This window comes from Collimonas sp. (assembly GCF_035566555.1).
Classification (GTDB): Bacteria; Pseudomonadota; Gammaproteobacteria; order Burkholderiales; family Burkholderiaceae_D; genus Collimonas.
The window spans coordinates 40,821-51,393 of the sequence record NZ_DATMRB010000105.1 but is presented as its reverse complement, the minus strand read 5'-3'; the positions used below and the strand labels follow the sequence as shown (position 1 = coordinate 51,393).

General features: G+C 61.6%; 7 protein-coding genes and 1 tRNA gene. 3 read left to right on the top strand and 5 right to left on the bottom strand.

Annotation, left to right across the window (positions count from 1 at the left end):
- Positions 1–148: 148 nt before the first annotated feature.
- Positions 149–1,792 (bottom strand): diguanylate cyclase domain-containing protein, encoded by a 1,644-nt coding sequence (locus VNZ65_RS14040; RefSeq protein WP_325670004.1) that lies wholly within the window; start codon positions 1,790–1,792, stop codon positions 149–151.
- Between the two features lie 416 nt (positions 1,793–2,208).
- Between VNZ65_RS14040 and VNZ65_RS14035 the strand changes: the two genes are divergently transcribed.
- From VNZ65_RS14035 to VNZ65_RS14025, 3 genes are all read left to right on the top strand, one after another.
- A complete protein-coding gene (locus VNZ65_RS14035; protein ID WP_325670002.1) occupies positions 2,209–3,336 on the top strand; it encodes a polysaccharide biosynthesis/export family protein in 1,128 nt (375 codons plus the stop codon).
- Positions 3,336–3,770 (top strand): low molecular weight protein-tyrosine-phosphatase, encoded by a 435-nt coding sequence (locus tag VNZ65_RS14030; RefSeq protein ID WP_325670000.1) that lies wholly within the window; start codon positions 3,336–3,338, stop codon positions 3,768–3,770. The genes VNZ65_RS14035 and VNZ65_RS14030 overlap by 1 nt, the downstream gene beginning before the upstream one ends.
- 102 nt (positions 3,771–3,872) lie before the next feature.
- Positions 3,873–6,089, top strand: coding sequence for a polysaccharide biosynthesis tyrosine autokinase (locus tag VNZ65_RS14025; RefSeq protein ID WP_325669998.1), 2,217 nt, complete (start codon positions 3,873–3,875; stop codon positions 6,087–6,089).
- Between the two features lie 89 nt (positions 6,090–6,178).
- On the opposite strand, the gene VNZ65_RS14020 is transcribed toward VNZ65_RS14025, so the two are convergent.
- The 4 genes from VNZ65_RS14020 to ugpC all read right to left on the bottom strand — a co-directional run bounded on the left by VNZ65_RS14020 (position 6,179) and on the right by ugpC (position 10,533).
- A tRNA-Thr gene (locus tag VNZ65_RS14020) sits at positions 6,179–6,254 on the bottom strand.
- Between the two features lie 71 nt (positions 6,255–6,325).
- Positions 6,326–7,816, bottom strand: coding sequence for a xylulokinase (gene xylB / locus VNZ65_RS14015; protein WP_325669996.1), 1,491 nt, complete (start codon positions 7,814–7,816; stop codon positions 6,326–6,328).
- A 103-nt stretch (positions 7,817–7,919) separates the two neighbouring features.
- Positions 7,920–9,320, bottom strand: a complete 1,401-nt coding sequence (gene dalD / locus VNZ65_RS14010) for a D-arabinitol 4-dehydrogenase (RefSeq protein ID WP_325669994.1) — start codon at positions 9,318–9,320, stop codon at positions 7,920–7,922.
- Between the two features lie 67 nt (positions 9,321–9,387).
- Complete coding sequence (ugpC, locus tag VNZ65_RS14005; RefSeq protein ID WP_325669992.1) at positions 9,388–10,533, bottom strand: sn-glycerol-3-phosphate ABC transporter ATP-binding protein UgpC; 1,146 nt, start codon at positions 10,531–10,533, stop codon at positions 9,388–9,390.
- Positions 10,534–10,573: the final 40 nt, after the last annotated feature.

The window sequence follows — 10,573 nt, the reverse complement described above, 5'->3', positions numbered from 1 at the left end:
CCTGCCTCATCTGTCGGCATCTCGCTGGTCCTTGACCCGTATCGCGTCGTTGCGCCTCGTCGCCATAGCACCGCTATGTCTCCTTGGCACGCCTAGCGCTACGGGCCAAGGCCGGCGCGATATACCGACAGATGAGGCAGGCACGACACTAGACGCGGAACGGCTCCAGCGTCTCGTCGAAGACACAGAATTCGTTCTTGCCCGCGCGCTTGGCCTGGTACATGGCGATATCGGCTTGCGACATCAGCTGCGAAGTAGAGATGCCGGCCCGCACATGCAAGGCAATGCCGATCGACGCGCTCAGCTCGAACAGCTGGCCGCCGATGTTGAAAGGAATGCCGATCGCCGCCAGCAATTGACGGGCGACGCCAACCGATGCCGCGTGCGCATCGCCGAGATCGGTCAGCAAGATCACAAATTCATCGCCGCCCAGGCGCGCGACGGTATCGGTGCTGCGGCGTTCATCCAGCAGGCGCGCCGCCACCTGGCACAGGATGGCGTCGCCGGCCTCGTGTCCGAAGACATCGTTGATCGGCTTGAAATTATCGAGATCGCAAAACAATAGCGCGAAATGCGAACCGTCGCGTTGCGCGCGCGCCATTGCCTGCTGCAGGCGGTCTTCCAGCATGGCCCGGTTGCACAGGCCGGTGAGCGTATCGTGATGCGCCATGAACGCCATGCGCGCCTCGCTCGCCTTGAGCGCGGCTTCCTTGTCGCGCAGGCGTTCCACCAGGTAATTAAAACCCAGCACCAGGCTGCCGACCTCATCGCGCCGCAGCACCGGCAGCGGCGCCAGCGCGCGCTTGCCATCGGCCATGTCGCGCATCGCATGGGCGGCATCGGTGAGTGGCCGCAAAGTGCGCGGCAACAGCAGCAGCATGAGGATGACCATGCCGACGATGATCACCAGTGTGTTGCGCAGATAGAAACCCAGCATGGCATTGATCGGATGGAACACTTCCGCCGTCGGAATGCGCGCCACCACGAACCAGCCGGTGCTGGGCACGGTCACCATCGCCGCCAGTTCTTCCACGCCCTTGGCGTTGATGGTGATGCCGGTGCCGCGATAGCCGGCCATGGCGCGGTCATGCAGCAGGTTGACGCCGGGCGGCGGCGTCGGCGTCAGCACCATCGCCGGATCGCTGGCGCCGACGAACAGCTTGTCGGTCGGCGACACCAGCAGGAAGCCGCCGCTGACGCCCAGCTTGGTTTCCTGCAGGCGGTCGAGAAAGCCTGGCGTGTTCAGCACCACCACGCCGGCCAGTACCGCCACCACTTGGCGGGCCTGATTGCGCACCGGCGCCGCCATCACCAGGATCGGTTCGTGAATGGCGCGCCCGCGCTTCGGCCGCCCCATCACGGGGGTATCTGCCTGCAGCGCCGCGCGGAACCAGTCGCTTGCGGAAAAGAGCAGCTCCTCGCGTCCGGGCACCGCAGGATACTGCGCTAGCACACCCTTGCCGTCCGCCGGCACCACCAGCAAGCCGCTGTTGAACAAGGGATTGATGCGTTGCCGTTCGCGCAGCCAGAGCGTGAGCCGGTCCGGCTGCGACAGCAGCGCCGGCGGCAGCGCCGAACTCAGTTCGGCCAGCAGCGCGCGGCGCGCCTGGATGCTGTGGTCGATGTCGCGGGCGACATACGACGCCACCGACAGTTGCTGGGCCGCCACTTCGTCCTTCAGCAATCCCTGGGCAAAGGGCAGGGCAAAAAACAGGCGCAAGCCGATGCCGGCCACGATAATCAGGATACCGAGGCCAATCAGGCGGAACTTGATGCTTTGGAACATTGGCATGAGGGAATGATACAGAAATCCGCTGCCGCCTAGCGCAGCTGTGGTTTTAAAGCCGCACTGTTACGGCAAGGCGGTTTCCCATGTCATGGCGCAGCGGGTCGCCGTTACGCGGTCTAGCGGACCTTGCGCCGGCAATCGGGGAAGTCATTATTCCATATCGGATTTTCCCTACATACATTTATACCCTGCTTATCTAGGATAGAGCTCGCTGTAATGGATATGCACCAGACAGCCGGCGCTTACCCAGGCAGAACCTGGAATCGCAAGATCTTGCCGGCACCGCATTCATGCGTCAATCCGTGGTCAGTCCGGCACTACGCCAAGAGCGTAGCCAGCGGCGATGGCATCGGTTCCAGCGGAGCGGCCCGCCCGCCGCGGTTCGACGCGATTTTATTTGCAGTCAGATTGAAAACAATATGTCATTTAACTTGAAAAAACATTTGCGGCGCTGGGCCGCCCTTGCCTCGCTATTCCTGCTTGCGGCTTGCGTCACTGTGCCGGGGATGCGCATGGAGCAAAGCGCTTCCGAGAAAGACGGCGGCCATGACGCGACCTCATTCACAACGATCACGCCGGACCTGGTGCGGCAGGAGAAGGCTGTGGCGCAGCAGCGCAGCGGCCCTGACCTGACGCCGCTGATGAAGGCGCCAGCGCCCTATCTGATCGGCAATGGCGACATCCTGTCCATCATCGTCTGGGACCACCCGGAATTGGCGGCGCCGGCCATGGCGGCCGCCCAGGCGGCGGTGGCTGGCATCGAGGGCAGCACCGCGCCAGGCTTCGTGGTCGACCAGAGCGGTATGGTGCAGTTTCCCTATGTCGGAATGCTCAAGCTGGCGGGCCTGACTGAGGCGCAGGCACGCGATGCGCTGACAGCAAAACTCGGGCAGTATTTCCGGAAACCGAATTTGACCCTGCGCGTGCAAGCTTATCGCAGCCAGCGCGTGTATCTGAGCGGCGAAGTCAAGACGCCAGGGATACAGGCGATCAACGATATTCCGATGACACTGGCAGAAGCGCTGAGCCGCGCCGGCGGCGTGCTGGAGGGCGGCGACGCCAGCCAGGTTGAAGTGACGCGCAATGGTGCGAACTATCGGGTCAACCTGCCATTGCTTATACGCCGGGGAATGGGTCCGTCCGGGGGTATTCTGCTGGCCAACGGCGACGCGGTGCGGGTGTTTGCGCGCGACGACAGCAAAGTGTTCGTACTGGGCGAAGTGACGCGTCCGCTCACGCTGACCTTGCGCGACGGTCGCATGACGCTGAGCGAGGCACTGGGTGAAGCCGGCGGATTGAGCCCGCTGACCAGCGACGCCCGCCAGGTCTATGTGGTGCGGAACGCGGCAGGGGATACGGCGCAGCCGCAGGTGTATCACCTGGATGCGCGTTCGCCGGCAGCCTTCGCGCTGGCCAATAATTTTCAACTGAAGGCCAGGGACGTGGTGTATGTCGATGCCGCGCCGCTGGCGCTCTGGTCGCGCGTGGTAAGCCTGATCATTCCTAGCGCGCAGTCGGTCACCAGTGCGGTGCAGGCGGGGAAATAATGAATAATCTTCTGGTGATCTGCATCGGCAATATCTGCCGCAGCCCGATGGCGCAAGGCTTGTTGCACAAGGCTTTCCCGGACAAGACGATCCGTTCGGCCGGCATCGACGCCATGGTCGGCTATCCCGCCGATCCGCACTCGATCCAGATCATGCTGGAGCAGGGCATCGACATCAGTGACCACCGCGCACAAAGGCTGACTGACCGCATGGTGCGCGAAGCCGATCTGATCCTGACCATGGATGCCGAACAAAAACGCTATATCGAAAAAAAATATCCCGCGGCCAAAGGCAAGGTCCTGCGCAGCGGCGAGTTTGGCGATTTCGATATCCCCGATCCTTATCAGCAGGACATGAACAGCTTTCGGCAAGCGTATCGCCTGATTTCGCAAGGCATGTCTGATTTGTCCAGGAAAATTGTGCAAATCGGCTGACCAGCCTGCATTCACCCATATCCTTTTTCATGAGACGGCAATGTCCGTCGCATCTTTCTTGGGGAAAGCAGCAATTACTTTTATAGAAAAAACAGATCTAACATGAACGCCCAACAACATTCCGCGGCAGAAGAATCTTCGACTGAAGAGTTCAGCGTTGTCGCTTTTCTCGATGCAATCTCTGACCATCGCTGGCTGGTGATCGGCATTTTCCTAATCGTCAGCCTGCTGGGAGCCGGCTATGCGCTGATCGCCAAGCCGGTCTACAGCACCGATCTGCTGGTCCAGGTGGAAGACAGTCCGAATACATCCAAGAACCTGCTGGGCAGTCTGTCGTCGCTGTCGTCGCTGGTCGATGTGAAAGCCGACGCCGCTGCCGAAATCGAGATACTGCGTTCGCGCAGCTTGGCGTCGCAGGCTGTGGACAATCTGCATTTAAACGTGTTTGCGCGCGCTAAATATTTTCCCTTGATCGGTTCCTGGATGGCTTCCGGCCAGGATGAACTGTCTACGCCAGGCTTGTTCGGACACGGCGGTTACGCCTGGGGCGCCGAAAGAATCGAGGTGGCGCGTTTTGAGATTCCGAAATCGCTGGATGGCCAGGATTTCGTGCTGACGGCGACCGCACCGGGGCATTTCGTCATGCGCCAGAATGCCCGCCAGATTGCGCTGGAAGGCGAAGTTGGCAAGGAGTTGAATGTCGCGATCGGCGAAGGCAATATCGTGCTCAAGGTCGCCGCACTGAATGGCAAGCCGGGAGCCCAGTTCATTTTGCGCCATGCGTCGCGCATGCAGACCGTCGCCGAGTTGCAGAAATCCATGACCATCGTGGAAAAGGGTAAAGGATCCGGCATCCTGAACATCAGCCTGCAGGGCCATGATCCCGAGTTGATTGCACGCACTCTGAATGGCATCGGCCTTGATTACGTGCGCCAGAATGTCGCCAGGAAATCGGAAGAGGCAGAACAGACGCTTGCTTTCCTCGACAAAAAATTGCCGGAACTGCGGGCAGAGCTGGAACAATCCGAGAACAAATACAACCAGTTCCGCAACAGCAGCAGCACGATCAACCTGGGTGAGGAATCGAAGCTGATGCTGCAGCAGAACGTGGCGGCGCAAACCAGGCTGATCGAGTTGAAGCAGAAAAGAGAAGGCCTGCTGATCGGCTTCACGAACGATCATCCGGCGGTGGTCGGCATTAACCGCCAGATTGCCGAGATCAACGACGAACTGCAGAAGTATTCCGCGCAGATCAAGCGTTTGCCGTTGCTCGAGCAGAACCTGTTCCGCCTCAACCGCGACGTCAAGGTCAACACCGATCTGTATACGGCATTGTTGAATTCGGCGCAGCAGCTGCGTCTGGTGAAGGCCGGCAAGGTCGGCAACGTCCGCATCGTCGATCCGGCGCTGGTGCCTGAACAAGCGCTCAAGCCGCATCGCTCCATGATCGTTCTGATCTCGATGGCGTTGGGGCTATTTGCGGGGATGTTGTGCGCCATCGTGAAAAAGCTCATGTTCGACGGCGTCAGCGATGCCTTTGAAATAGAGGAAGCGCTGGGCGTGACCGTGTTTGCGTCGATTCCCCGTAGTAAAAAGCAAGAACAGTTGTACCAGAAAATACAGGCCAGATCGCCGTCGATTTCCGTCCTGGCGCAAAATTTTCCAACCGACATGGCGATCGAAGGCTTGCGTGGCTTGCGCACGGCCTTGCAGTTTTCGATGCTGGAGTCGCGCAACAATATCGTGCTGATTACCGGTCCAACCCCGGGTTTGGGAAAATCCTTTGTTGCTGCCAATTTTGCTGCCGTGCTGGCGGCCGCAGGCAAGAAAGTGCTGCTGATCGATGCCGATTTGCGCAAGGGCTATCTGCATCAGTATTTCGGACTGGAGCGCGGCAATGGCCTGTCAGACCTGATCACGGCCAGCCAGGATATCGACCAGGTGCTGCACAAGGATCTGCTGGAAAACGTCAGCTTCATTTCCACCGGCCAGCTGCCGCTCAAGCCGTCGGAATTGCTGTCGCATCAGAATTTCGGCAAGCTGCTGGAATCGCTTTCCGCCAGCTACGATTATGTCCTGATCGATACGCCGCCGGTGCTGGCGGTTTCCGATGCTGTCATCGCCGCCGCGCATGCCGCGACGGTTTTATTGATTGCGCGGGCGGAAGTCAGCGGCACGGGGGCGATCAAGGAATCCTTGAAGCGCCTGGCGCAGGCCGGTATTTCATCGCAGGGAGTGGTGCTTAATGACGTCAAGCTGCGTTCCAGTCTGTACGGTGCGCGCGATGGCCGGTATCGACAGGAAAAATATTCGTATTGAGCAGGCTATTCTTGCCAGATTGGCCGTTGAGATACGATCATTTCTTGATATATCGACAATCGAGGCGGAAGCAGATTATTGGGTAAAACTGGTGCCGGAGAGAGGAGTCGAACCCCCGACCTCTTCATTACGAATGAATTGCTCTACCAACTGAGCTACACCGGCACTGCTTCCGCAAAAGATACTGCAAAAGCTGGTAATGATTTTATCAGCAATCAATCAAAAGTGAAGCCCGCTCAATGCAGGCCCTGGTCAGGGTCTGCGACGCGCTGCGGCCGGCAGCGGTAGATGTCCCGGTAAGCCTCCAGGCGAGGAAGCAATGCCGCATGGCGCCGCAGATTCGGCGTGAATGCCTCGCGCTGCGGCGGTTTGGCGCAGATGATGGCTTCCTTGCCGGGTTGGTCATTGGCGGCCAGCCACGCTAAGCGTGCCGCGCCAAGCGCACCGCCGGTTTCGCTGCCGATGTGGGTCACCATCTTCACGTTCAATGCATCGGCGATCAGTTGCGCCCAGTAGGGGCTGCGCGAGCCGCCGCCTACCAGCGACAACTCAGTGACTTCGGTGCCTGCCGTGTGCAGGGCGTGCAGGCCGTCGGCCATGCCGAAGCTGACGCCTTCGAGCACGGCGTAGCCTAAGGCGGCGCGGCCGTGGGCGTGCGACAGGCCGTGGAATATGCCTTGGGCGTAGGGATCGTTGTGAGGCGTGCGTTCGCCGGACAGGTAGGGCAGGAACAGCGGGGCGTTTTCCAGTTCGGCCGGGCCGAGGGCGGCAATTTCATTGAGCAGGGTGGCTTCGTCGACGCTGACCAGGCGGCAGAACCAGCGCAGGCAGCTGGCGGCCGACAGCATCACGCTCATCTGGTGCCAGCGGCCCGGCAGGGCATGGCAGAAGGCGTGCACGGCTTGCGCCGGATTGGGGCGGAAGCGGTCGTTGACGACGAACAGCACGCCGGAGGTGCCTAGCGAGATGAAGCCGTCGCCGGGATTGACGGCGCCGATGCCGACCGCGCTGGCGGCGCCGTCGCCGCCGCCGCCGGCGACCATGACCTGGGTCGACAGGCCCCAGGCCGTGGCGACTTCGGGCAGCAATGTGCCGGAGGATTCGCCGCCTTCCACCAGGCGCGGCATATGCGCGCGCCGCATGTTGGTGGCGGCCAGTAATTCGTCGGACCAGTCGCGCTTGGCGACATCCAGCCACAGCGTGCCGGCGGCGTCGGACGGCTCGGAGACTTTTTGGCCGGTGAGTTTCAGGCGCAGCCAGTCCTTGGGGAGAAGCACGGTCGCCATGGCGGCGAATATTTCAGGTTCATGGCGCGCCAGCCACAGCAGCTTGGGGGCGGTGAAGCCGGGCATGGCGAGGTTACCGGCGATCTGGTGCAGTTGCGGCGCGCGCGCGCTCAGTTCAGCGCATTCGCTGATGCTGCGCAGGTCGTTCCACAGGATCGCTGGCCGCAATACCTGGTCTTTGGCATCGAGCACTACCGCGCCATGCATCTGGCCGGACAGGCCGATGGCGCGCACCTCGCTGAACTGTTGCGGCGCCTTGGCGCGCAGCTTGGCGATGCTGTCGCCGGTGGCTTGCCACCATTGCTCGGGATCCTGCTCCGACCAGCGCGGCTGCGGGCGCGAGACATTCAGTGCGGAAGCGGCGTCGGCCAGCAGATTGCCGGCCTGGTCCATCAGGACTACCTTGACTTCCGAGGTGCCGAGGTCGATGCCCAGATACATTTTCCAATTCCTCTACGCGTAGACGATATGTGGCGAGCGGCATGATCCGGGCAGAGCGGCTCACTGCGCTTTGCCCGGGTCACGCCGCATTATGCGAGTCAGTTCAGTTTTGCTGCGCCAGCCAGTCCTGGACCCGGACCACGGCTGCGCGCAGCGGCAGTTCAAGCTGTGCGCTGCCGGCTAGTGTGCCCCATAAGGCGGTGTCGGCGCAATAGGCGCGCAGCGGGTCGGCGCCGGCCAGCATGGCGCGAGTGGCGGCGGCATCGAACACGCCATCCTGGTAGGCGTAGGGCAGTTCACCCTTGGCCCAGCGCTGCAGGAACAGGAAGAATAGCGCCGGCAGCAGCAGCGTGGCATGCGGCACCACGCCGCGCGCGATGCATTCCTGCAGGGTCGGCACGATGAAGCCCGGGATCTTGGAGAAGCCGTCGGCGGCGACGCGCTGGTTGCTGTCCTGGATATTCGGATTGCTGAAGCGTTCCAGCACGGTGTCGCGGTAGTTTTCCAGGTTGAGCGGGCTCGGCGTCAGGCAGGGGATGACGTCTTGCGTCACATAATCGAAGGCCATCTTGCGGATATCCTGGCGGGCGCAATCCTGGTCGATATAGTCCAGTCCGACCAGGGTGCCGGCCCAGGCGACGCAGCTGTGGGTGGCGTTGAGTATGCGGATCTTGGCCTCTTCATAAGGCAGCACCGATTTGACCATTTCGACGCCGACCTTCTCCAGCGCCGGGCGGCCGGCGGCAAAGTCGTCCTCGATCACCCACTGGATGAAGGATTCAGCCATGAGCGCGCAGGGATCCGGAGCGCCGCAGGCTTGCGCCACGCGTGCCCGGACTTCGTCGGTCGGGCGTGGCGTGATGCGGTCGACCATGGAGTTAGGACTACGGGTATGCGTGCTGACCCATTGCTGCAGCGCGCTCTCGCCGCGCAGGGCGAGGAACTGCAGCAAGCCGTCGTGAAAGCGTTCGCCGTTATGGCGCAGGTTATCGCAGTTGAGTAATGTCACCGGACCGCCGTTGGCGGCTGCGCGGGCGCGCAGGATGGCGCTCATGGCGCCGTAGATGGTGTTCAGTTCGCCTTGCAGGTCGGCGGCCAGGTCGGGGTTGGCGGTATCGAGGCGATGATGGTGATCGAGATAATAACCACCTTCGGTGACGGTGAAGGAAATCACCTTGGTGCTGCTGCGGGCGCCGATGGCGGTCATTTCCAGCAGCGACGCATCCCACGGCACGATGGTCTTGATCGAGCGGATCACTTCATAGCTGCGCACGCCGGCTGGCGTGACGGTTTCCAGCGTATAGGCGCCGTCCTGTCGTTCCAGCGCATCCAGCAGCGGCGTCATGTCGTCGCGGATATTGGCCAGCGCCAGCGACCAGCTATGGTCGCCGCTCTCCATCAGATGATGCAGATAGACTGCCTGGTGCGCGCGGTGGAAAGAGCCTGCGCCTATGTGCAGCCAGACCTGTTCGGATCCAGGATTAGCGGAGGAAGTAGCTGGCATGATGAGTCCTGATAAATATTGACGAAAGCGTTGTTCTAGTTAGTTGCTTGGCTGGTTGGCGGCGGCCTTATGCCACCTGCGTCGTCGCCCGGCCTTGATCCGCCGCGGTGGCGCTGCCTGATCCGTGCAGCCGGGGCAGCGCGCGGCCGCTCTGGTCGAACAGGTGGCAGCGCAGCGGGTCGGCGGAGACGCCGATTTCACTGCCGCGCTGCATGCTGACGGTATCGGCCACGCGCAGCACCAGCGGTTCTTCGGAGGCGGTCGAATCGGCGTACAGGTAGGAAAAGTCGCCGAGCGCTTCCAGCACCGTGAACCTGGCCTTGAGCATGGGTGACTGCGCATCCAGCATCAGGTGCTCGGCGCGCACGCCGATGCTGACCGCGGCGCCGATCTGCAGGCTGCTGCCATCCACCGCGACCGACTGGCGGCCGCCGCTGGCCAGTTCCACCAGCACGCCGTTGGCGCCAATGGCGACCACTTTGCCGTCGATGAAATTCATCTTGGGCGAGCCGATGAAGCCGGCCACGAAACGGTTGGCCGGATGATGGTAGAGCTGCTGCGGCGAGCCGACCTGTTCGATGCGGCCGGCCGACAGCACTACGATCTTGTCGGCCAGGGTCATGGCTTCGATCTGGTCGTGGGTGACGTAGATCATGGTGGTCTTGAGTTCATCGTGCAGCCGCGAAAATTCCAGGCGCATCTTGACCCGCAGCGCCGAATCCAGGTTCGACAAGGGTTCGTCGAACAGGAACACGCTAGGCTCACGCGTGATGGCGCGGCCGATGGCGACGCGCTGGCGCTGGCCGCCGGACAGGGCTTTCGGCTTGCGGTCCAGCAGATGGTCGATATGCAAGGTCTTGGCGGCCTTCTGCACGGCGGCGTCGATCTCGGCTTTCGACTTGCCGGCGATCTTCAGGCCAAAGGCCATGTTGTCGTACAGCGTCATGTGCGGATACAGCGCATACGACTGGAACACCATGGCGATGCCGCGCTTGGCCGGCGGCACGTCGTTCATGCGGACCTCGCCGATGAAAAGGTCGCCGCTGCTGATGTCTTCCAGGCCGGCGATCATGCGCAGCAGGGTCGATTTGCCGCAGCCGCTGGGGCCGACGAAGACCACGAATTCGCCATCGTCGATATCCAGGTTGATATCGCGCATGACTTCATTGTCGTCGTAGCTCTTGATGAGGTTCCTGATTTTTACGCCTGCCATGATGGTCTCCTTCTGTTTATTCTTAAATCACCGCTGAGGT

Bases quoted from the DNA above. Each gene is read 5' to 3' on its own strand.
- dalD (WP_325669994.1), bottom strand. From the start codon at position 9,320: ATGCCAGCTACTTCCTCCGCTAATCCTGGATCCGAACAGGTCTGGCTG.
- VNZ65_RS14025 (WP_325669998.1), top strand. From the start codon at position 3,873: ATGAACGCCCAACAACATTCCGCGGCAGAAGAATCTTCGACTGAAGAG.
- xylB (WP_325669996.1), bottom strand. From the start codon at position 7,816: ATGTATCTGGGCATCGACCTCGGCACCTCGGAAGTCAAGGTAGTCCTG.
- ugpC (WP_325669992.1), bottom strand. From the start codon at position 10,533: ATGGCAGGCGTAAAAATCAGGAACCTCATCAAGAGCTACGACGACAAT.
- VNZ65_RS14035 (WP_325670002.1), top strand. From the start codon at position 2,209: ATGTCATTTAACTTGAAAAAACATTTGCGGCGCTGGGCCGCCCTTGCC.
- VNZ65_RS14030 (WP_325670000.1), top strand. From the start codon at position 3,336: ATGAATAATCTTCTGGTGATCTGCATCGGCAATATCTGCCGCAGCCCG.
- VNZ65_RS14040 (WP_325670004.1), bottom strand. From the start codon at position 1,792: ATGCCAATGTTCCAAAGCATCAAGTTCCGCCTGATTGGCCTCGGTATC.